At 71.7% G+C, this 21,947-nt stretch carries 24 protein-coding genes; 18 read left to right on the forward strand and 6 right to left on the reverse strand.

Translation table 11 applies throughout. The annotated features are described in order from the left end of the window. Positions 1–5 precede the first annotated feature (5 nt). Genes OKJ99_RS08375 through OKJ99_RS08445 form a run of 15 tightly spaced genes read left to right on the forward strand, consistent with a single transcriptional unit; the run spans position 6 to position 13,566 of the window. Complete coding sequence (locus OKJ99_RS08375) at positions 6–329, forward strand: TcmI family type II polyketide cyclase (protein WP_326015199.1); 324 nt, start codon at positions 6–8, stop codon at positions 327–329. Then, complete coding sequence (locus tag OKJ99_RS08380; protein ID WP_326015200.1) at positions 329–1,621, forward strand: beta-ketoacyl-[acyl-carrier-protein] synthase family protein; 1,293 nt, start codon at positions 329–331, stop codon at positions 1,619–1,621. Before OKJ99_RS08375 ends, OKJ99_RS08380 begins: the two co-directional genes overlap by 1 nt. Further along, complete coding sequence (locus tag OKJ99_RS08385) at positions 1,618–2,859, forward strand: ketosynthase chain-length factor (protein ID WP_326015201.1); 1,242 nt, start codon at positions 1,618–1,620, stop codon at positions 2,857–2,859. The genes OKJ99_RS08380 and OKJ99_RS08385 overlap by 4 nt, the downstream gene beginning before the upstream one ends. 1 nt (position 2,860) lies before the next feature. After that, entirely contained in the window at positions 2,861–3,127 is a 267-nt protein-coding gene (locus OKJ99_RS08390; RefSeq protein WP_326015202.1) for an acyl carrier protein, read from the forward strand. Between the two features lie 15 nt (positions 3,128–3,142). Further along, entirely contained in the window at positions 3,143–3,937 is a 795-nt protein-coding gene (fabG, locus tag OKJ99_RS08395; RefSeq protein WP_326015203.1) for a 3-oxoacyl-ACP reductase FabG, read from the forward strand. Between the two features lie 41 nt (positions 3,938–3,978). Beyond that, positions 3,979–4,917: an aromatase/cyclase gene (locus OKJ99_RS08400; RefSeq protein ID WP_326015204.1), complete on the forward strand. Its 939-nt coding sequence runs from the start codon at positions 3,979–3,981 to the stop codon at positions 4,915–4,917. A gap of 3 nt (positions 4,918–4,920) precedes the next feature. Continuing rightward, a complete protein-coding gene (locus tag OKJ99_RS08405) occupies positions 4,921–6,882 on the forward strand; it encodes an SDR family oxidoreductase (protein ID WP_326015205.1) in 1,962 nt (653 codons plus the stop codon). Positions 6,883–6,924: 42 nt separating this feature from the next. Further along, entirely contained in the window at positions 6,925–7,095 is a 171-nt protein-coding gene (locus OKJ99_RS08410; RefSeq protein ID WP_326015206.1) for a hypothetical protein, read from the forward strand. Positions 7,096–7,097: 2 nt separating this feature from the next. Next, positions 7,098–8,108 (forward strand): LLM class flavin-dependent oxidoreductase, encoded by a 1,011-nt coding sequence (locus tag OKJ99_RS08415; RefSeq protein ID WP_326015207.1) that lies wholly within the window; start codon positions 7,098–7,100, stop codon positions 8,106–8,108. Then, complete coding sequence (locus OKJ99_RS08420; RefSeq protein WP_326015208.1) at positions 8,101–9,309, forward strand: MFS transporter; 1,209 nt, start codon at positions 8,101–8,103, stop codon at positions 9,307–9,309. Before OKJ99_RS08415 ends, OKJ99_RS08420 begins: the two co-directional genes overlap by 8 nt. Continuing rightward, positions 9,306–9,923: an NADPH-dependent FMN reductase gene (locus OKJ99_RS08425; RefSeq protein ID WP_326015209.1), complete on the forward strand. Its 618-nt coding sequence runs from the start codon at positions 9,306–9,308 to the stop codon at positions 9,921–9,923. The genes OKJ99_RS08420 and OKJ99_RS08425 overlap by 4 nt, the downstream gene beginning before the upstream one ends. A gap of 39 nt (positions 9,924–9,962) precedes the next feature. After that, a complete protein-coding gene (locus OKJ99_RS08430; protein ID WP_326015210.1) occupies positions 9,963–10,859 on the forward strand; it encodes a TIGR03621 family F420-dependent LLM class oxidoreductase in 897 nt (298 codons plus the stop codon). Between the two features lie 23 nt (positions 10,860–10,882). Continuing rightward, entirely contained in the window at positions 10,883–11,083 is a 201-nt protein-coding gene (locus OKJ99_RS08435; protein WP_326015271.1) for a ferredoxin, read from the forward strand. Then, positions 11,080–12,330, forward strand: a complete 1,251-nt coding sequence (locus OKJ99_RS08440; RefSeq protein ID WP_326015211.1) for an NAD(P)/FAD-dependent oxidoreductase — start codon at positions 11,080–11,082, stop codon at positions 12,328–12,330. Before OKJ99_RS08435 ends, OKJ99_RS08440 begins: the two co-directional genes overlap by 4 nt. A gap of 42 nt (positions 12,331–12,372) precedes the next feature. Beyond that, the gene (locus OKJ99_RS08445; protein ID WP_326015212.1) at positions 12,373–13,566 is read left to right on the forward strand and encodes a cytochrome P450; all 1,194 of its coding nucleotides are present in this window, start codon (positions 12,373–12,375) and stop codon (positions 13,564–13,566) included. A 73-nt stretch (positions 13,567–13,639) separates the two neighbouring features. Here the strand turns inward: OKJ99_RS08445 and OKJ99_RS08450 are convergent, their stop codons facing one another. Continuing rightward, positions 13,640–14,041, reverse strand: a complete 402-nt coding sequence (locus OKJ99_RS08450) for a helix-turn-helix domain-containing protein (RefSeq protein ID WP_326015213.1) — start codon at positions 14,039–14,041, stop codon at positions 13,640–13,642. 43 nt (positions 14,042–14,084) lie between these two features. Beyond that, a complete protein-coding gene (locus tag OKJ99_RS08455) occupies positions 14,085–15,560 on the reverse strand; it encodes an MDR family MFS transporter (RefSeq protein ID WP_326015214.1) in 1,476 nt (491 codons plus the stop codon). A gap of 148 nt (positions 15,561–15,708) precedes the next feature. Between OKJ99_RS08455 and OKJ99_RS08460 the strand changes: the two genes are divergently transcribed. Further along, on the forward strand, positions 15,709–16,371 hold the full coding sequence (locus OKJ99_RS08460) for a TetR/AcrR family transcriptional regulator (protein ID WP_326015215.1): 663 nt from the start codon (positions 15,709–15,711) through the stop codon (positions 16,369–16,371). A 24-nt stretch (positions 16,372–16,395) separates the two neighbouring features. Here the strand turns inward: OKJ99_RS08460 and OKJ99_RS08465 are convergent, their stop codons facing one another. Next, positions 16,396–17,274 carry an SDR family NAD(P)-dependent oxidoreductase gene (locus tag OKJ99_RS08465; RefSeq protein ID WP_326015216.1) on the reverse strand — a complete coding sequence of 293 codons (879 nt, stop codon included), beginning with the start codon at positions 17,272–17,274 and terminating at the stop codon, positions 16,396–16,398. A 147-nt stretch (positions 17,275–17,421) separates the two neighbouring features. Continuing rightward, entirely contained in the window at positions 17,422–18,114 is a 693-nt protein-coding gene (locus OKJ99_RS08470; protein WP_326015217.1) for an SDR family oxidoreductase, read from the reverse strand. A gap of 138 nt (positions 18,115–18,252) precedes the next feature. Between OKJ99_RS08470 and OKJ99_RS08475 the strand changes: the two genes are divergently transcribed. Next, a complete protein-coding gene (locus OKJ99_RS08475; protein ID WP_326015218.1) occupies positions 18,253–18,837 on the forward strand; it encodes a TetR family transcriptional regulator in 585 nt (194 codons plus the stop codon). A gap of 64 nt (positions 18,838–18,901) precedes the next feature. On the opposite strand, the gene OKJ99_RS08480 is transcribed toward OKJ99_RS08475, so the two are convergent. Both OKJ99_RS08480 and OKJ99_RS08485 read right to left on the reverse strand, forming a co-directional pair. After that, on the reverse strand, positions 18,902–19,279 hold the full coding sequence (locus OKJ99_RS08480) for a MerR family transcriptional regulator (protein ID WP_326015219.1): 378 nt from the start codon (positions 19,277–19,279) through the stop codon (positions 18,902–18,904). 28 nt (positions 19,280–19,307) lie between these two features. Then, positions 19,308–20,327, reverse strand: coding sequence for an MDR family NADP-dependent oxidoreductase (locus OKJ99_RS08485; RefSeq protein WP_326015221.1), 1,020 nt, complete (start codon positions 20,325–20,327; stop codon positions 19,308–19,310). Positions 20,328–20,524: 197 nt separating this feature from the next. Between OKJ99_RS08485 and OKJ99_RS08490 the strand changes: the two genes are divergently transcribed. Further along, entirely contained in the window at positions 20,525–21,946 is a 1,422-nt protein-coding gene (locus tag OKJ99_RS08490) for a sulfatase family protein (protein ID WP_326015223.1), read from the forward strand. The last annotated feature ends 1 nt before the right edge of the window (position 21,947 follow it).

Raw genomic sequence — 21,947 nt, forward strand, 5'->3', positions numbered from 1 at the left:
GAACCATGCACAGCACTCTGATCGTGGCCCGGATGACCCCGGCCTCCGCCGAGAACGTCGCCGAGCTCTTCGGCGCCTTCGATCACACCGACATGCCCGCCCGGATGGGCACCCGCCGCCGCCAGCTCTTCGCCTACCGCGGCCTCTACTTCCACCTTCAGGACTTCGACGAGGACGACGGCGCGGGACGCATAGAGGACGCCAAGACCGATCCGCGGTTCACCGCGATCAGCCAGGACCTCAAGCCGTACATCGAGGCGTACGACCCGGCGACCTGGCGCTCACCCGCCGACGCCATGGCACATCGCTTCTACGAGTGGGGCGCGTGATGGGGAACGTCATGGGCAGCGCGGGCGAGCGACGGGTCGTCATCACCGGAGTGGGCGTGAGCGCACCGGGGGGCGTCGGGGCCAAGGCATTCTGGGACCTGCTCACCGACGGCCGCACCGCGACCCGCCGCATCTCCACCTTCGACCCCTCGCCGTTCCGTTCGCAGGTGGCCGCCGAGGTCGACTTCGACCCCGAACTGGCCGGCCTGACACCGCAGGAGATCCGGCGGATGGACCGGGCAGCGCAGTTCGCCGTGGTGACCGCGCGGGAGGCGGTGACCGACAGCGGCCTCGCCTTCGAAGCCCTGGACCCCCGCCGCACCGGCGTCACCATCGGCAGCGCGGTCGGCGCCACGATGGGCCTCGACCAGGAGTACCGGACCGTCAGCGACGACGGCCGCCTGGAACTCGTCGACCACACCTACGCGGTGCCGCACCTCTACAACTTCATGGTGCCGAGCTCCTTCGCGACCGAGGTGGCCTGGGCGGTCGGTGCCGAAGGCCCCGCCACCGTCGTCTCGACGGGCTGCACCTCCGGCCTCGACGCGATCGGCTACGCCGCCGACCTGGTGCGCGAGGGCACCGCCGACGTCATGATCGCGGGCGCGTCCGACGCGCCGATCTCCCCGATCACCGTCGCCTGCTTCGACGCGATCAAGGCGACGACCCCGCGCAACGACGACCCGGAACACGCCTCCCGCCCCTTCGACGCGAGCCGCAACGGCTTCGTCCTGGGCGAGGGCGCCGCCGTGTTCGTCCTGGAGGAGCTGAACAGCGCCCGATCCCGCGGTGCCCGCGTCTACGCCGAGGTGGCTGGCTACGCGACCCGCTCCAACGCCTTCCACATGACGGGCCTGCGCCCCGACGGCAAGGAGATGGCGGAAGCGATCCGGGTCGCGCTCGACGAGGCCCGGATGAACCCGACCGACATCGACTACATCAACGCCCACGGCTCGGGCACCAAGCAGAACGACCGGCACGAGACGGCCGCCTTCAAGCGCAGCCTGGGCGATCACGCGTACCGCACCCCGGTCAGCTCCATCAAGTCGATGGTGGGGCACTCCCTCGGCGCCATCGGGTCCATCGAGGTGGCCGCCTCCGCGCTCGCCATGGTCCACGACGTCGTACCGCCGACCGCGAACCTGCACACGCCCGACCCCGAGTGCGATCTGGACTACGTGCCGCTGACGGCCCGCGACCAGCTCACCGACGCGGTCCTCTCGGTCGGCAGCGGGTTCGGCGGATTCCAGAGCGCGATCGTGCTCGCCGACCCCGAGCGGGAGCAGCGATGACGCGACGCACACTCGTCACCGGGCTCGGCGTGCTCGCGCCGACCGGCCTGGGCGTCGAGGAGTACTGGGCGGCGACCCTCGCAGGACGCGGCGCCATCGGCCCGGTGACCCGGTTCGACGCGTCCGGATACCCGGCGCGCCTGGCAGGCGAGATCAGCGGCTTCGACGCCGCCGAACATCTGCCGGGCCGACTGCTGCCGCAGACCGACCGGATGACCCGGCTCTCCCTCGTCGGCGCCGACTGGGCGTTCGCGGACGCGGGCGTGATCCCGGCCGAGCTGCCCGACTACGACGTCGGTGTCATCACGGCGAGCCACTCGGGCGGCTTCGAGTTCGGACAGAACGAACTGCGGGCGCTGTGGAGCCAGGGCGGCCAGTACGTCAGCGCCTACCAGTCGTTCGCCTGGTTCTACGCCGTCAACAGCGGCCAGATATCGATCCGCGGCGGACTGCGCGGGCCGAGCAGCGTGGTGGTCAGCGATCAGGCCGGCGGTCTCGACGCCGTCGCCCAGGCCCGCCGGCAGATCCGCAAGGGCACCCGCATGGTGATCTCCGGCGCCGTCGACGCCTCCATCTGCCCCTGGGGCTGGGTGGCACAGCTGACCAGCGGACGCCTGAACACCGGCGACGACCCCGAGCGCGCCTACCTCCCCTTCGACGACCGCGCCGCCGGACACGTACCCGGAGAGGGCGGAGCGCTCCTCGTCCTGGAGAACGCCGACGACGCCCGGGAGCGCGGCGCCGCACACATCTACGGAGAGATCGCGGGCTACGCCTCCACCATGGACCCCCGGCCCGGCAGCGACCGCGATCCCGCCCTGCAGAGCGCCATCGAACTGGCCCTCGCCGACGCCGACCTGACGCCCGACGACATCGACGTGGTCTTCGCCGACGCCGCCGCGGTTCCGGATCTCGACCGGACCGAGGCCGAGGCGATCACCAAGGTGTTCGGTGTGCGCGGCGTGCCGGTGACCGCGCCGAAGACGACGACGGGCCGCCTGTACTCGGGGGCCGCCCCGCTCGACCTCGCCGCCGCACTGCTCTCCCTGCGCGACGGCGTCATCCCGCCCACCACAGGAACCGTGCTCTCCGCGGCGTACGACATCGACCTGGTGACCGGCGCCCCACGCCCCGCCGCGCCGCGCACGGCCCTCGTCCTCGCCCGCGGCCACGGAGGCTTCAACTCCGCGATGGTCGTGCGCGCCGCCGAACCCTCAACTCCCGTACGAAAGGCCTGACATGTCAGCCAGCGCATTCACCCTGAACGACCTCAGGACCGTCCTTCTGGAGGCCGCGGGAACCGACGAGAACGTCGACCTCGCGGGCGACATCCTCGACAGCGACTTCGAGCAGCTCGGCTACGAGTCGCTGGCGCTCCTGGAGACCGCAGGACGCATCGAGCGCACCCACGGGATCAGCCTCGACGAGGAGGCGCTGGCCGAGGCCAGCACGCCGCGCCGGCTCATCGACCTCGTCAACAGCCACCTGACCGCCGCGACCGCCTGACCCGGAGGACGAGCCATGTCGGACAACCATGACAAGGCGGCGCGCGTCGCCCTCGTCACCGGCGCCACCAGCGGTATCGGCCTGGCCGCCGCCCGGCTCCTGGCCGAACAGGGCCACCGGGTCTTCCTCTGCGCCCGCGACGCGCAGTCGGTCGCGGACACGGTCAAGTCCCTCCAGAACGAGGGCCTCGACGTCGACGGCGCCACCGGCGACGTCCGCTCCAAGGAGCAGGTCGAGGGGATCGTGCGGGCCGCCGTCGCCCGGTTCGGGCCGCTCGACGTCCTGGTCAACAACGCGGGCCGCTCCGGCGGCGGTGTCACGGCGGACATCGAGGACGAGCTCTGGGAGGACGTCATCGCGACCAACCTCACCAGCGTCTTCCTCGTCACCCGCGCCGCCCTGAACACCGGCGGCATGCGCGGCAAGGACCGCGGCCGGATCATCAACATCGCGTCCACCGCGGGCAAGCAGGGTGTCGTGCTCGGCGCCCCCTACTCGGCCTCCAAGCACGGAGTCGTCGGCTTCACCAAGGCGCTGGGCAACGAACTCGCGCCGACCGGCATCACCGTCAACGCGGTCTGCCCCGGCTACGTCGAGACACCCATGGCCCAGCGCGTGCGCCAGGGCTACGCGGCCGCCTACGACACCTCCGAGGACGCGATCCGCACCAAGTTCCAGGCGAAGATCCCGCTCGGCCGCTACTCGACGCCCGAGGAGGTCGCGGGACTCGTCGGCTATCTCGCCTCCGACACCGCCGCCTCCATCACCTCGCAGGCCCTCAACGTCTGCGGCGGCCTCGGCAACTTCTGAGCCCACCACCGAAGTCACCGACCGCTGAAGGGAATTCACCCATGACCGTCCGTGAGGTCGAACACGGCATCACCGTGCACGCCCCGGCCACCGACGTGTACCGGCTGCTCGCCGAGGTGGAGAACTGGCCGCGTCTCTTCCCGCCGAACGTTCACGTCGAGTACCTGGAGCGGGAGGCCCACCATGAACGCATCCGGATCTGGGCCACCGCCAACGGCGAGGCGAAGAACTGGACCTCGCTGCGCGAACTCGACCCCGAGGCACTGCGCATCACGTTCCGCCAGGAGGTCTCCGCACCGCCCGTCGCGGAGATGAGCGGCACCTGGATCGCCGAACCCCAGGGCCCGGACGAGACCCGGCTCCGGCTCCTGCACACCTACCGCGCCATCGACGACGACCCCGACGGGCTGACCTGGATCGACCAGGCCGTCGACCGCAACAGCCGCGAGGAACTCCCCGGTCTCAAAGAAGGCCTCGAACAGGCCGCGGCGCAGGCCGAGTTGACCCTGTCGTTCGTCGACTCGGTCCGTGTCGAGGGCTCCGCGAAGGACCTGTACGACTTCGTGAACGAGGCCGACCGATGGACCGAGCGGCTGCCGCACGTGAGCGAGGTCCGGCTCACCGAGGACACTCCCGGACTCCAGGTCCTGCGCATGGACACCAAGGCCGTCGACGGCAGCACCCACACCACGGAGTCCGTACGGGTCTGCTTCCCCCACCAGAAGATCGCGTACAAGCAGACGACGCTGCCGGCGCTCATGGCCCTGCACACCGGGTACTGGGAGTTCCGCACGGACGACGACGGCGGCGTCACCGCCGACTCCCAGCACACCGTCGTACTCAACCCCGACAACATCACCAAGGTCCTCGGTCCGGACGCCGGGGTGCCCGACGCACGGGACTTCGTCCGCAAGGCACTGGGCGCCAACAGCCGGGCCACCCTGGAGCACGCCAAGAGTTACGCGGAAGCGCGGCGCTGACCCATGGCCGACGACACAGTGGTGATCGTCGGCGCCGGTCCTGTCGGGCTGCTCCTCGCGGGGGACCTGCGCACCCACGGCGTGCCGACGGTCGTCGTGGAGCGGCTCACCGAGCCGATGACCGAGTCCAGGGCCTCCACCCTGCACACCCGCACCATGGAACTGCTGGAGCGGCGCGGCGTCCTGGCACGGCTCGGCGAGCTGCCGGGCGGCGGCCCCGGCCACTTCGGCGGCATGCCGCTCGACCTCACGGCGGCCGACCCCGGCCACCCGTACGCCGGACAGTGGAAATGCCCGCAGACCCGCCTTGAGGCGGTACTCCAGGAACGGGCCACAGAACTGGGCGCCGTCGTCCGGCGCGGCCTGCGCCTCGTCGCCCTGCGCGACACCGGGGGCCGCATGACCGTCGAGGCGGTCGGTGCCGACGGCCGCCGGGAGAGCCTCACCTGCTCCCACGTCATCGGCTGCGACGGCGGCGACAGCACCGTACGCCGGCTGGGGGGCTTCGACTTCGCCGGAACGGACGCCCGACGCGAGATGCTCAGGGCCGACGTCGAAGGCCTGCACATCCCGGACCGCCGCTTCGAACGCCACTCCCGCGGCCTCGCCACCGCCCACCGCTGGCCGGACGGCAGCACCCGCGTGATGGTGCACATCTTCGGCACCGCGCCCCGCCGGCGCACAGGACCGCCCGCATTCGACGAGATCACAGCCGCCTGGGCCGAGGTGACGGGCGAGGACATCGGCCACGGACGGCCGACGTGGCTCAACGCCTTCGACGACACACGCCGCCAGGCGACCCGCTACCGCAAGGGCCGGGTCCTGCTCGCCGGGGACGCCGCCCACGTACAGATGCCCGTCGGCGGACAGGCCCTCAACCTCGGCCTCCAGGACGCCGCCGAACTCGGTGTCCGGCTCGCCGCACACCTGGCCGACCCGCACGACCGAGGTGCCCTCGACACCTACGACCAGCTCCGTAGGACGGCGGGCGCCCGCACCCTCACCGACATCCAGGCCCAGTCGTTCCTGCTGCTCGGCGGCGCCGAGGTGGATCCGCTGCGCGAACTCGTCGGCGAACTCCTCCGGTTGGCGCCCGTACGCCACCGCCTGGCCCGGTCCATCAGCGGCCTGGCCGCGCCCGCCGACGCCACCACGAGCACCGACCCCGACACACGGACAACCGAGAGGACGCACACCATGAGCAGGCTCACCGACAAGACGGCACTGGTGACAGGGTCGAGCCGGGGCATCGGCCGGGCCATCGCCAGGCGCCTCGCCGACGAGGGCGCCCTCGTCGCCGTCCACTACTCCACCGGCGAGGACGCCGCCCGCCACACCGTCGAGCTGATCGAACGCGACGGCGGCCGCGCCTTCACGGTCCGCGCCGAACTCGGCGTGCCCGGCGACGTGCACGAACTCTTCCTCGGCGTGGAGCAGGGGCTGAAGGAGCGGACCGGCGAAACCGCACTCGACATCCTGGTCAACAACGCGGGCATCACCACCCCGGCAGGCGTGCAGCCCGAGGACGTCACAGCAGAGGACCTCGACCGGCTCTTCGCGGTGAACGCCCAGGCCCCCTTCCTCATCGTCCAGCGCGCCCTGGGACTGCTGCGGGAGAACGGCCGCATCATCAACATCTCCTCGGGCCTCACCCGGTTCGCCAGCCCCGACCAGGCCGCCTACGCCATGACCAAGGCGGCCGTCGAGCAGATCTCCCTGCACTTCGCACGGCACCTCGCACCCCGGGGCATCACCGTGAACAGCGTCGCGCCCGGCATCACCAACAACGGCAGCGCGCTCTTCGACATCCCCGAGGCCGTCGAGCAGATGGCACAGTTCTCCGCCTTCAAGCGCGTCGGCGAGGCCGTCGACGTGGCGGACGTCGTGACCTTCCTCGCCTCGCCCGACGCCCGCTGGGTCACCGGGGCGTTCATCGACGCGAGCGGCGGCACCCTGCTGGGCTGACCGCCCCGCAGCCCGCCCACCCGACAAGGAGCGTGACCGCCCATGACACCCGCCCGCGTCCCCTGGCCGCCGCCCCCGTCCCGCCCCGCCGCGCACGCGGCAGGGGAACCGGACGAGACCGGAGACCTGCGCGCGCTCGTCGCCCGCGTGTTCGCCACCGTGCCCGACCACCACGGCGCCCGCCCGAGCCGCGCCACCCGAACGGAGACCTGAGGATGGACGTCGGACTTCTCTTCGACCTGCGCAACCCCGCCCAGTGGCACCGCCCGTGGGCCGACCACTACGCCCGCTCCCTGGAGTACTGCGAGGAGGCGGACCGGCGCGGCGCCGGCGGCATCTGGTTCACCGAGCACCACCTGTTCGACGACGGCTACCTGCCGCAGCCCCTGACCTTCGCCGCCGCGGCCGCGGCCCGGACCCGCCATGTACGCATCGGCACCTCGGTGCTCCTGCCGAACCTCCATCACCCCGCCCGGATCGCCGAGGACGCCGCCGTCGTCGACCTCATCAGCGGCGGCCGCCTCGAACTCGGCGTCGGCGCCGGCTACCGCGTACCCGAATACGACCTGTACGGCGCGGACTTCGACCGGCGCATCGGCCAGGTCGGCGACAACGTGCGCGAGATACGGCGGCTCTGGGACGAGGGCGGCGTCACCCCGGGCCCCCTCCAGTCGCCCGTACCCCTGTGGGGCGGGTTCTACGGCCCACGAGGCGCACGCCTCGCCGGGCGCCTCGGCATCGGACTGCTGCACATCTCCCACGAGATGTACGGCCACTACCGCGAAGGCCTCGCCGAAGGCGGACACGACCCGGAGTCGGCACGGGTGTCGGATCTGCTCCCCATCATCCTGGCCGACGACCCCGAGGCCGCCTGGCCACGGGTCGCACCCCATGTCGCCCACCAGATGAACAGCTACATGCAGGGCTCCGTCGAGGGCACCGACCTGCCGCGCCCGCCCCTGCTCAGCGCGGACGAGTTCCCGCAGCGGCCGAACGAGGACGGCTCCTTCTCGCTCCTGGAGATCCTCACGCCCGAGGCCGCCGCGGCCCGGATCGTCGAGCGGACCAAGGGACTTCCCGTACGCCACCTGATCTTCTGGGCGAGCGTCGCGGGCATGCCCGACGACCTCGTCGTACGCAACATCGAGCTGATCAGCGAACGGCTGCCCGTCCTGCTCGCCGAACATCTCGGTACGGAGCCCGCCGGAGTGCGGACCGGTGGCTGAGACCCTCGCCACCCCGGCGCGCGAGGACCGCGGGGGCCGGATGCTGTTCGTCCTGTCCGGGAACATGGTCCTCGACGCCATCGAGGTGTCCGTGGTGCTCGTCGCCCTGCCGTCGATCGCCACCGACCTGCGGCTGTCCATCTGGACGGTGCAGTGGCTGATGACCGGCTTCGCGCTCGGCTTCGCGGCGTTCCTGCTCATCGGCCCGCGGCTCACGGCCCGATGGGGGCTGCGCCGCTGCTATCTCGTCGCGCTGCTCGTCTTCGCGCTGGCGTCGGTGGCCGGCGGGCTCAGCGACACACTCTGGCTGCTCATCGCCTCGCGCGTCGTCAAGGGCGGCTGCGCCGCGCTCACCGCACCGGCGGGCCTTACCCTGATCGGCGCCACCTTCCCCGAAGGCCCGCGCCTGCGCCGGGCGGTGTCCGTGTACTCACTGTTCGGCGCCTGCGGGTTCACACTCGGCCTGCTGCTGTCCGGAGTACTGACGCCGCTGAGCTGGCGCTTGACCTTCCTGTTCCCGGCGCCGGTCGCGCTGGTCCTGCTGGTGTGGGGCCTACGGGTGATCCCGAGCGCCGGCGGCCGGAGCGCGCGGCGGTCGGCCCGGGCTTTCGTGGGACATCGCGCGCTGCTCCGCTCCGCGCTCGTCGCGGCCAGTCTCAACGGCACGTACGCCAGTCTGCTGCTGCTCATCACGTTCCGCGTCACCGACCAATTCGGCTGGGAATCATGGCAGTTGGCTCTCGCTCTGTTGCCGGCCTGTGTGCCGCTCGCGGTGTCGGCCGCGTTCGGGGGACGGCTGAGCGCGCGGCTCGGCACCCGAGGGCCCATCGCGGCGGGCGCCGCCGCCGCGTTCGCCGGACAGCTGCTGCTCCTGCTGCGGCCCACGAGCGGGCCCTACGCGACCGTGCTGCTGCCGACGCTCCTGCTGGTCGGCGCCGCGTTCGTGCTCGCCTTTGCAGCGCTCAACCTGCAGGCGACGCAAGGCCTTTCACCGCAGGAGCGCGGCTCGGCCGTGCCGCTCTACCAGACGGGCGTCCAGCTCGGCGGCATCGTGCTGCTGCCCCTGGTCGCCGCCCTGCTCACCCACGGCGACGGCCCGCGCCCCGCCCTGCTCGTGATCGCGCTGGCCGGGGCCGCGGGACTGGCCGTCGCCCTCACCGGTCCCCGCAGCCCTTCCATCCCAGGGAGCCAACCGACATGACCGAGCACCCGTCGACCCCGACTCCGCCCACCGGGCCATTGCACGTGGCGGTCATCGTCGGCAGCGTCCGCGCCGGCCGCTTCGGCCCCACCGTCGCCCACTGGTTCGCCGAGCAGGCCGCCCAACGCGACGACGTGGCCGTCGAATCGATCGACCTGATCGACTACCCGCTGCCGATGGAACTGGCCACGCCCGGCGACGCGCCGGACGAAGCCACCGGCCGGCTCCGCGACGACCTGGCCGAACGCCTCGGCAGGGCCGACGCGTTCGTCGTCGTCACCCCCGAGTACAACAACACGATCCCCGCCGCGCTGAAGAACGCCATCGACTGGATCTTCGACGAATGGGCGGCCAAGCCCGTCGGCTTCGTCTCCTACGGCGGAATGAGCGGTGGCCTGTGGGCCGTCGCCCATCTGCGCCATGTCTTCACCGAACTCCACGCCGTGCCGCTGCGCGAGTCGCTCATCTTCCACCAGGCCTGGAACAAGTTCGACGGCGGCCGCCCCCGGGACGCCGAGGAGAGCGAGGTCGCCGCGAAGACCATGCTGAGCCGGCTCGTCTGGTGGGCCGACGCCCTGCGCACCGCCCGCGCCCTGCGCCCCTATCAGCGCTGACACCTCCGGGTTCGGCGCATCCGACAGAAGGGTTCCCCCGTGACCAGCCTGCACAACCGGCCCCTGCGCTTCGGCCTCGGCGTGTTCACCCCCCGCACACGGGCGGACTGGGTGGCCAAGGCACGCCAGGCGGAGAGCCTCGGCTTCGACGTCGTGTCGGTCTCCGACCACCTCGGCATGCCCGCCCCCATGACGACCCTCGCGCTCGCCGCCGAGGCCACCGAACGGATCCGGGTCGGCACGCTCGTCCTCAACACGCAGTTCTACAACCCCACCGTCCTCGCCCGGGACATCGCGACCGTCGACCACTACACGGGCGGCCGCGTGGAGATAGGCCTCGGAGCGGGCTACGACAAGGCGCAGTTCGACGCGGCGGGCCTGCCCTGGTCGGCGCCGCGCGAACGCGTCGACCACCTGGAGCGCACCGTCGAGGAGCTGCGCCGCATCCTGGGCGGGCCCGGCCGCGCGGGGCTGACCCCGCCACCGGACCAGCCGCACGGACCGCCGCTGATGATCGCCGGTCGGGGCCGCCGAGTGCTTCGCCTGGCCGCCGAGCACGCCGACATCATCGGGTTCACCGGTACCGTTCCCGTACGCGACGGCGAAGGGCTGCGGCTCGGCGGACTCGACGAGATCACCCGGCAGGTCGACGAGGTGCGCGCGCTGCTCGGCGACCGCGCCCGCGACGTCGAACTCAACGTTCCGATCCACCGCGTGCTGCCGTCGGGGCCGCTCGGCGACGTCACCGACGTGTGGCAGAACAACCTCGACCTCGACGCCGCCGAACTCGCCCAACTCCCGTCGATCCTCATCGGCTCGCCCCGCGACTGCGCCGACCAGCTCCGCGAGCGCGGCGAACGGTTCGGGTTGACCTACTTCAGTGTGCTCGAACCCGAGATGGAGGCGTTCGCCAAGGTCATCGAGGAGCTCCGATGAACTCGCCGAACGAGCCCGGGACGCTGCGCATCAGCACCGAGGAGGACCGCTGCGTCGCCGCGGGACACTGCGTCGTGGCGGCCCCCGAGGTCTTCGACCAGCGGGAGGACGACGGCGTCGTCGTCCTCCTCGACCCACGGCCCCCGGCCGGTGTCCGGGCAGCCGTCGAGGAGGCGGCGCTGCTGTGCCCGGCTGCCGCCATCCGCCTCGTGAGCGGGACGTGAGCGTGGCGGACGTGGCGGAGTCGGAGGGGGCGGAGTCTGAAGGGGCGGCGGGCGCCGACGTGGTGATCGTCGGAGCTTCTGTGGGCGGTCTCACGGTGGCGCAGGCGCTGCGGCGGCGCGGCTTCCGCGGCTCGCTCGCGCTGATCGGCGACGAGCGCGAACTGCCCTACGACCGGCCGCCGTTGTCGAAGGAAGTGCTCTCCGGCCAGTGGCCGCCGGCCCGCACCCGGCTGCGCGAGCGCCCCGAACTCGACGGCCTGGACCTCGACCTGCGCCTCGGACAGCCGGCCGTCGCCCTCGACGCGGCACGGCGCCGCATCACCCTGCGCGACGGCGAAGCCCTGCGCTACGGCCGGCTCGTCGTGGCGACCGGGGCGCACGCCCGTCGCCTCCCCGGCCAGGCCGAACTCGCCGGTGTGCACACCCTGCGGACCCTGGACGACAGCGCCCGGCTCCGCGACGACCTGCGTACCGCCCGACGGACGGTCGTCGTGGGTGCCGGAGTGCTGGGCTGCGAGATCGCCGCGACGGTCCGGGGCCTCGGCCGGCCCGTGACGCTGCTCGAACCCGCCCCACACCCCATGGAACGGCTGCTCGGGCCCACGATCGGTGCTGAGCTCGCCCGGCTGCACACCGAGCACGGTGTCCGCATGCTGACGTCGACACCGGTGGCGGGCCTGGTCGGAGCCGACGGCCGGGTCACCGGGGTGCGCACGGCCTCCGGTGAAGTGGTGCCGGGTGACGTGGTCGTGGTCGCCGTCGGTGCCCGCCCCGCCACGGACTGGCTGGCCGGCAGCGGTCTCACCGTGGACGACGGGCTGGTCTGCGACGACCGGTGCCGTGCGGCGGACGGGGTGTACGGGGTCGGTGACGTCGCCCGGTTCGGCGCCTCGGGCGCCGCCGAGCGCGGCGTACGCCTGGAGAACCGTACGAACGCGACCGAGCAGGCGATGTTCGTGGCCGCGGACATCCTCGGCGCCGTCGCCCGCTACCGGCCCGTGCCGTACTTCTGGTCCGACCAGTACCGGGTCCGCATCCAGGTCTACGGGACCGTGCCCGCGCGGTCCTCGATCCGGATCGTGGAAGGCACGCTCGACAGCCGCCGGTTCGTCGCCCATGCCGAGACGGCGGGGCGGCTCGTCGGTGTCATCGGCTGGAACTCCCCGGGCCGCCTCCGAACGGCCCGCGGGCTGCTCCACGAGGCCGTGGGGCCCGAGCCGGCCGCGCCGCTGTCCGGCCAAGCCTGAACCCGCAGATCCGCATGTCCCGCAACCCAGAGGAGGCCCGCCATGACGGGTTCCGTACCCCTGCCCAACAACCGGCGCCCCGCAGGCTGCCCGTTCCGGCCCGACGCGGAACTGGAACGCGTACGCGAGGACCCGGAGATTCCCCGGGTACCGGTGAGCAATCCCCAACTCGGCGCGTTCGACGCGGTGTTGGTGACCCGGGCGGCCGACGCCCGCCAGGTCCTGTCCGACCCCCGGTACGAGGCCGGCTTCGCCTTCGACCGCACCGGCCCGCGCACCGTGATGAACCAGCCCGGGATCCTGCTCAACTACGACGGGGAGGAGCACGCCCGCTACCGGCGGATGCTCACCGGCGCGTTCACCGTCAAGCGGGTCAGGTCCCTCACGCCCGCCATCACGCGCATCATCGAGGCCCAGCTCGACCACCTGGAGCAGGCCGGCCGCGGCGCCGACCTGATCGAGGCGTTCGCAGGACCGGTCCCGCTGCTCGTCATCTGCGAACTGCTCGGTATCCCGCTGGAGGACCGCGACGACATCCAGCGCCGCAGCGCCACCGGCACCGATGTCGCCAACACCCTGGACGACCAACTGGAGAACTTCGCGGCCATGGCCGCCTACATGGGCGACCTGATCCGTCGGCAGCGCGAGCGGCCCGGTGACGACATCCTCGGCGACCTGATCCGCAAGCATGGTGGTGTGCTCAGCGACGACGAACTGATCGGCATGGGCAACAGCATCCTCGTCGCGGGCCACGAGACCGTGTCCAGCATGATCGGCATGAGTACCCTCGCGCTGCTGCGCGACCCCGAGCAACTGGCGGTCGTCCGCGACGACGAGAAGGCGGCGCCGGACGCCGTCGAGGAACTGCTGCGGCTGCTGTCCGTGGCGCCGCCGTTGGTGCGTCAGGCCGACACCGACCTGGACCTCGGCGGGCAGCCGGTCAAGGCGGGCGAGCGGGTCGTCCTGTCGACACTGGCCGCCAACCACGGAAAGGACCTGGTGCCCGACGGCCCCGACCGGCTCGACGTCCGGCGGGATCCGGTGGCGCATCTCGCGTTCGGTTACGGCGCCCACCAGTGCATCGGCCAGCAACTGGCGCGCCTGGAACTGCAGATCGCCCTCCCGGCCCTGCTGCGTCGCCTGCCCGGGCTCCGTCTCGACGTGGACTTCGAGGCCGTCGAATACCGGGAGGACGCCTTGGTGTTCGGTGTGAACAGGCTGCCGGTGACCTGGTAGCGGCTGCCGGGTGCAACGCAGCGGGTGGGCCCACCGATCGTTCCGGTGGGCCCACCCGCTGCTTCGGCCGGTATCAGGCCCGTACGCACTCCTGCGCGCTGCCCGCGGCGCTTCCCGCGGGCTCCCGGACGGCGGTCGGCGGACCGCCCCGGCGCAGGATCGCGTGCACCGTCGACACGGCCGGCACGGGCGAGACGCCCCGCCGCACCAGTTCGCCCCGGATGCGACGGGCGCCCCAACCGGGGTGTGCGTCGCGGATCCGCATGATGAGCTGCTCCGTCGAACGCGCGGTCCGCAGCGGGGAGTTCAGCGGGCGGCGCGAGCGCGGGGCGAGACCGTCCGGGCCCAGGGCGCGGAACCGGTCACGGTAGACGTAGAAGGTCTTGCGGGAGATTCCGTTGCGCCGACAGACCTCCGCGACGGACAGCCGGTCGCGTTCCGGTGCGAGGAGGATGTCGATCCACGGCTCGGACAAAGGGGATCACCTTCCATGACGGGCTGTCCTGACACACCACCGCTCACCTGGCGGACTGTTCGCCGCCGACCTGGGCGGCGGCCGGGGGGACCTCAGCGTCGTCCGGTCCTTCGGGGGGCGTGGGCGGGTGAGTGGCCTTCCCCGGGATGAAGAAGGCCGCAACGATCATGACGGCCAGCGCCGCGATGACGGCCACGTACGCGTGCTGGAATCCGGCGACGGGGCGGTCCACTCCGGCGTTCTGCATGAGCAGGGCCACCAGGGCGATACCGAGTGACGCCCCGAGCTGATTGAGCATGTACAGCACGGAACTGCCCTGTGGGACGAGTGCGGGCGGCAGCGTCCGGTAGACGGAGCCGATGACCGGCGCTCCGGCGGAACCCGTGCCGATACCGAGTGTGAACGCGGCCAGCAGCGGCCAGAACTGGCTGGTGTCGGCGTCGAACCGGGAGAACGCCAGCGAGCTGAGGAGCGCGATCACCGCGCCGGTCAGGGCGAGATTGCGCGAGCCCCAGCGGTCGGACAGCCGGCCCGCCAGCGGCATCACCAGCGCGGATCCGACGCCGAACGGGGCGAGCCGAAGACCGGCCTCGAACACGCCGGTGCCGCGGACCTGTTGGTAGTAGAGCGGGATCACGAAAATGCTGGCGAACGTGGCGATGCCCAGGATGGCCGCCGCGACGACACTCGCGGTGAAGCTGCCGCGCTTGAACAGCCGCAGGTCGATCAGCGGTGGTGTCTCGCGCTTGCGCAGTGCGTGCACCGCGTAGCCGGCCAGGAGCACGACGGCGGCGGCCAGCGGCAGCAGCACCTGCCAGGTGGTGAACGTGCCGCGGAGCGCGACCTCCGACAGGGCGAGTACGCCGACGGCGACACCCGGGCCGATGAGTGCGACCCCGACCACGTCGAGCTTGCCCACGGAGGCCTGCTCACCGGGGGAGTCGGCGGGCAGATTGCGGCGGGCGAGCAGGAACGCGACGATCACGATCGGCACGTTCACGAAGAACATCCAGCGCCACTCGAGGCCCTGGAGGATGACACCGCCGACGATCGGGCCGAGGACGGGGCCGGTCGAGCTGACGATGCCCATCACACCCATCACCCGGCCGATCCGGGTCGGCCCCGCGGCGCGCGCCAGCAGGGTGAGCATCAGCGGATCGAGGAGTCCGGCGCCGAAGCCCTGCAGGACACGGAAGGCGATGAGGCTCCCGATGTCCCAGGCGAGCCCCGAGGCGACGGAGCCGACCATGAACAGCACCAGTCCTGACAGCCACAGCTTCTTGCCGCCGACCTTGTCGACCGCCCAGGCCGTGACGGGGATCGTCACGGTCAGTGCCAGCAGATAGCCGGTGGAGACCCAGCCGGTCGTACTGATCGAGGCGTCGAACTTGGTGGACAGGGTGTCCACCGCGACGGCGGTCATGGAGCTGTCGAGGATGCCCATGATCCCGCCGATGAGGATCACACCGATCGTCCGGCGCAAGGCCGGATCGAGCTTGTCTTCCAGAGGGTTGGTCATGGCTCTCCTGATCTCCACTGACGCACGTCGGCACTCTCAAACTGAACCAGCGGGTTCAATCTATCAATCTCACGAGTAACGCAACAGGCGGGTCAGGGAATCTGTATCCACGGGTTCACTCGGAGAGGTCGACGGTTACCCTGGGGACATGGCATCCGCAGCGGCACCAGCAGCGAAGACGCCCCCGCGCGGGCGCATCGACAAACGGAACGCGATCCTCGCCGCGGCGTTCGACGTCTTCGCCACCCACGGCTACGCGCAGACACTGGTGCAGCAGATCGCCGAGGAAGCGGGCGTCGCCAAACCGACGGTCTACAACCACTTCACGGACAAGGAAGCCCTGTTCAGGGCCAGCCTCACGGCGGAGGCGGAGGCCGTGATGCAGAAGAACATCGACGTGCTCGACCGGCTCCGCTCGCCCGGCGACGACCTGCGCGCGGCGCTGTCCGAGGTCGCGCTCCGCCTCGCCCGCTCCTGTTGCGACAAGCGCTCACGCTCGCTGCGCTGGCTGACCTACGCGCAGGTGGCCCGGTTCCCCGACCTGATCGAGGTCGTCCAGGGCTGCACCTCGCTGCGGATCAGCGAGGCACTGGCGGACCGGCTGTCCCGCCTCACCGTCTCGGGCCGGCTGCGCCCCTGCGACCCCGAGCTCGCGGCCGAGCAGCTCCTCGCCCTGATCACCGGCCCGCTGGAGGTCCGCTCGCGGCTCGGCACCCGCAGGATCGGCCCCGCGGAACTGCGCGAGCTGGCCGACGCCGCGGTCGACACCTTCCTGCACGCCTACGGGGCCGAGCCCCCCGCGGCGGACTGACGCGCCCGCCGCGGCAGGGCAGCCTCATGCCGACGCGTCCTTGAGGAACGCCTCGGTCAACGCGTCGAGCCGTTGCGCGGCCGCCGGGTCGAAGTCCCCCGTGTGCACGTCGAGTTCGAGCCCCTCGACGAACGCGCTGAGCGGCTGCCGGGGCGGACGGTCGATGACGGCGGCGATCGGCTCCAGCGCCTGCGCGATCGGCTTCGCGGTGCGCTGCATGTCCTCGATGTGCCGGAGCGTCGCCTCGTCGTACTGGCCGGCGATGCTGGTCACGGTCGCGCCGGGATGCACGAGTACGTAGCGCAGCCCGGCGTCGGCGTACCGCCCGGCGGACGTCATCCCCAGCAGATCATTGAGCTTCCCGGCCTGCCCCAGCGCCGCACCCCCGTGATACCCGTCCCGGAACTCCAGGTCGTCCCACCGGATCACGTCCAGACCGGCGCCCGGCCCGGCCACATTGACGACGACAGGGTGCGCCGACCGGCCCAGCGAGCCGGCCAGTCCGTGCCCGAACAGATACCGGCTCAGGTAGAAGTGCGCGAACGTCTCCTCGATGCCCTCGGCCGTCTCCGCCCGGTCGGAACGGTAGTAGCGGGCGCAGAACACGAGTGTGTCGATGACCGGGAAGGCGCCGCGCAATTCGTCGATCACCCGCCGGTTGTCCGCGAGCAGCCCCAGATCGGCGCGGATGAAGTGCGCCCGGCCCGCGGCGCCGAGCCCACGGGCGTGAGCGAGAAACGCCTCGCCCTTCTCCCGCGCCCGCCCGATGACGACGACCGTGTCACCCTCCCCGAGCCGCCGCTCGGCAAGCGCCCGCCCGATCCCGTCCGTACCACCGGTGACGACGAGAACTCCGGGCCGTCGTAAGGCCGTCTGCTGCGAAGCGTAGGTCGGCTGACTCATGACTCTCCTCGGGCGACGGACATCGACTGGGGCGACGGTAGCCGGAGGTGGTGAGCGGGGGTACGACGTGTGTGCTCCGCGACACGCACACTTCATCTGGGCGAAGCACTTCTCCGAGGCCGGGGCCTTCGCTCGTTCCGGGTGCGCTCAGGCGGCGTCCGGCTGGGGCGCGATGGCCAGGCCCTGCTTGACCTGCCGGGTCAACTCGTCGGCGACGATCTCGGGCAGGCCCGTCTCGATGCCGTCGAGGGCCTGGGCCGCGACGGCGGAGGCGGAGACCTTCTGGTCGGCGGGGACCGCGGCGGCCATGTCGGTGTCCATGTACCCGACGTGCAGCGCGGAGACGGTGATGCCGCGCGGCGCCAGCTCCTCGCGGCTCGCGCCGCTCAGCGCCCAGGCGGCGGCCTTGGAGGCGGCGTAGGAGCCCAGGCCTGCCGGGTGGTACCAGGACAGGACGGACAGGACGTTGAGTACGGCGCCGCCGCCGTTGCCCTCGATGACCGGGGCGAAGGTGCGGGTCGCGGCGAGCGGGCCGAAGAAGTTGGTGTCCATCTCGCGGCGCACCTCGCCCAGGTCGCCGTCGATCAGCGTGGCGCCGGTGGAGATGCCCGCGTTGTTGATCAGCAGCGTCGCGTCGGAGGCGATGCGGGCGGCCTCCCGGATCGAGTCCTCGTCCGTGACGTCCAGGCGCAGCGGGGTGACACCCGGCAGGTCGATTGTCTCGGGGCGGCGGGCCGCCGCGTAGACCGTCGCGCCACGTTCCACGAGCTGCGCGGCGAGATGCCGACCGAGTCCCCGGTTGGCTCCGGTGACGACCGCGACCGCGTTCTTGAGCTCCATGTCTGATCCTGCTCCCGGTTGCGGCGGGCGCCGTCCGGCCGCCCGCGTCCATCCAATTTAGATTACGATGACAATCTAAACACTGGATTAGGATAGATGCCAGTCGACATCCAAACTGGTTTCGCGCAGGAGGTGGCCATGGGCCGGGTATCGCAGGCGCAGGCGGAGGAGAACCGCCGGCGGGTCGTGGACACCGCCTCCCGGCTCTTCAGGGAGCAGGGCACGCACGTCAGCGTCGCCGACCTGATGAAGGCGGCCGGCCTGACCCACGGTGCCTTCTACAAGCAGTTCGCTTCCAAGGAGGCACTCGTCGACGAGGCCACCGCCCACGCGATCGACGAGCTCGCCCAGCGGTACGCGGCCGGGCCCGAACAGGACGACGGGCAGGGCGCCGGTCGGCACGCCGGGCAGCGCGACACCGCTCGGCGCACGCTGATCGACACCTATCTCTCCGTCGAACACCGCGACAACGCGGCGGGCGGCTGCCCGATCGCCGCGCTCGCCACCGACATCGCCCGCACCCCCGACGACCAGGAGGCCCGCCGTGTCTATGCCGAGGGGGTGGCCGACTTCGCCGACTTCCTCGGCGATGACGACCGGGACGGCCTCGCCCGCCTGAGCACCCTGTTCGGCGCGCTCGTCCTGGCCCGCGCCACCAAGGGCTCCCCGCTCTCCGAACGGATCCTGGCCGCCGCTCATGACGCCCTGACGGAAACCGACTGACCTGGGGTGCCGGTCAGGACGGACCGGTGCCCACCGGTCGGGGTAGCGGCCGACGCCCGCTCCGTTACGCAGCCGGCTCGGGTGTCGCGATCTGTGCCGCCAGGCTCTCGCGCAGCGCGGTGAGCCGGGCGATCTCGGCGTCGATTGCGGCGATCCGCTGGTCCACGACCCCCTGTGCGGCGCCGGGCTCGGGCGCGGAGCAGCGGCGGTCGGGCTCGGCGATCAGCAGGTCGATACGGTCGGCACACGCCCGGACGTCCGCTACGGTCAGGCCGAGCGAGAGCAGCCGGCGCACCACGCGGATGCGGGCCAAGTCCCGTTCCGTGTACGCCCGTTGGTCCGACGCCGTGCGCCGAGGTGGTGGCAGGAGCCCCCGCTCCTCGTAGAAGCGCAGGGCACGCGGTGTGGTGCCGGCGGCTGCCGCCGCGTCGCCGATCCGCATCCTGGCCACCCTCTTCGCGTCGTGTCGGTCAGACTTCCACCACCAGGGTGCCGAAGTGCCGCCCCTGCTGTAGCTCTTGCAACGCCGAAGGGGCGCGTTCCATGCCCGGCAGCACCGTGTGCGGGAAGGCGATCTGCCCGGCCCGCAGCCAGTCGGCGAACCGCTCGCGCCACTCCTCCTCCACTCCGGGATGGTCCACGGTCTGATAGCCGAGCAGCGACACCGAGCGCTTGATCAGGGCGAACGTGTCGATCACGGTCGGCGAACTCCCGCCCGGCAGCGCCGGATCAAACTGTCCGGACAGGGCGCCGACCACGGCGACCCGTGCGCCTTGGCGCGTCAACTCCAGGGCGGTGGTGAGTTGTTCGCCGCCCACGTTGTCGACGATCACGTCGTAGCCGTCAGGGGCGGCCTCGGCGAGTGAACCCGACCCGTCGTCGCCGGGCACCACCACGGCGTCGTACCCGAGTTCCTGCCGCAGCCGCGCGGCCTTGCCCGGGCTGCGGGTGGTGCCGACGACCCGCGCGGCGCCGAGCAGCCGCGCGATCTGCCCGGCGAGCGAGCCGACCCCGCCGGCCGCACCGGTCACCAACACCGTCTCGCCGGGCCGCAGTTCGGCCAGCCGGGTCAGCGCCCCATACGCGGCCGACGCCGTGGACAGCAGCGCCACCGGGTCCGGGTGCCCGTCCGGCACGGCATGCACGGCACCCGCGCCGACCACCGCGTACTCCCGCCACCCCTGCATGTGTGTCACCAAGGCGCCGGGCCGTACGTCGGCGACATCCGGCCCCGTCGCCACCACTTCACCCAGCGCCGGTCCGAACAGGGTCTCGCCCGGCTTCAGCGGCGGGAACGGGAAGTCCTTCGCCCCGGCGGAGACCAGGGTGCGCAGACCCGGGAAGACCAGGAAGTGCCGGTTGCGGACGAGGAGTTGGCCGGACGTGAGGCGTGGGACGGGGGCCTCGGTGACCGTGAAGTGTTCCGGTCCTGGCAGACCGGCGGGGACGGCGGCCAGTCGAATTTCGCGGCCGGTGGACGGTGCGGGCATGGGTACCTCCGGGAGCCGAAGCTGCTGGGCAGACCCGGACGCTAACTCTTGACGTGCGGGTGAGGGGCAAGCCGGGGCGGACACCGCCAACCTCTCGGGCACCGCTGAGAGGGGTTCGCCGGGGAGGTGTTTCAGTCTCATGAACTCCGGGCGCTATCCCTGTCCAGGGCGCGTGACCCGCTGATCAACTGTGGCGCATGTCCGAGATATCCCGCCGTGCCTTCGGTGGTCTCGTCGGCGGTGGCGCGGTGACCGCGGTCGCCGGCACGACCACCGCCACAGCCGCGACCACAGATGGCCAGGCCGCCCCCGCCGAGCGCCCGTTCAAGGCCCGCCCCGCCACTCCTGGCAAGCGCCCCAACTTCCTCGTCATCCTTGGTGACGACCTCGGCTGGGCCGACCTGTCCTCGTACGGCGCTCCGCACATCAAGACCCCCAACCTGGACCGGCTGGCCCGGCAGGGAGTCCGGTTCACGGATGCCTACTCGGGCTCCGCGACCTGCTCGCCGACCCGGTTCAGCTGGTACACCGGGCGGTATCCGGGCCGTACGCCCGGCGGCCTTGCCGAGCCGGTCGGCGACAAGACACAGGGTCTTGACCCCCAACACCCCACCCTGGCGTCCCTGTTGAAGAAGGCGGGCTACGCCACCGCGCTGATCGGCAAGTGGCACTGCGGCTGGCTGCCGGACTACAGCCCCACCAAGTCGGGGTGGGACGAGTTCTTCGGCAACTTCGGTGGTGTCCTGGAGTACTACTCCAAGCTCGGCCAGCTCGGCGACTACGACCTCTACGAGGGCGACGCCGAGTACAAGGACCTGCGCTACTACACGACCGTGGTGACCGAGCGGGCCGTCGACTACGTGAGCCGCGATCACGACACACCCTGGCTGCTCAACCTCAACTTCACCACCCCGCACTGGCCGTGGCTCGCGGAGGGCGACGAGGAGACCGGCGCGGAGATCGAGGCGAAGATCCGGTCCGCGAAGAACCAGGCGGAACTCATCTCTGCGTTGAACCACTTCGACGGTGGCTCCGTCGCCAAGTACACGCAGATGGTCGAGAGCCTCGATGCCGCCGTCGGCGAGGTGCTCACGGCGCTGCGCCGGTCCGGGCAGGAGGAGAACACCGTCGTCGTCTTCGCCAGCGACAACGGCGGGGAGCGCTGGTCGTACCAGTGGCCGCTCAGCGGTGAGAAGTCCCAACTCCTGGAGGGCGGGATCCGGGTGCCGACCATCGTGCGCTGGCCCTCCCGCATCGACGGCCGGCAGGTCAGCCACGAGCCGAACTTCTCACCCGACTGGACGGCGACCCTGCTGGAGCTCGGTGGCGCCCGCCCCGACCCGGACCACCCCCTGGACGGCGCGAGCCTGGCCGGCTACCTGCTGCGTGGCGAGGAACTGCCCGAACGGGACCTGTTCTGGCGGGTCCGGGGCAACCGGGCGCTCAGGCGCGGCGACTGGAAGTACCACCAGGACGCGAACGGAAAGGACCACCTCTACAACCTCGCCGCCGACCAGCGCGAACAGGCCGATCGCGCCCCGGACGAGCCGGAGCTGCTCGGCCGGCTGAAGGCGTCGTGGGAGGGGATCGACAAGGGCCTGCTGGATTACCCGGGCTAAA

The organism is Streptomyces endophyticus, assembly GCF_035798155.1.
In the GTDB taxonomy this organism is placed as follows: Bacteria; Actinomycetota; Actinomycetes; order Streptomycetales; family Streptomycetaceae; genus Streptomyces; species Streptomyces endophyticus.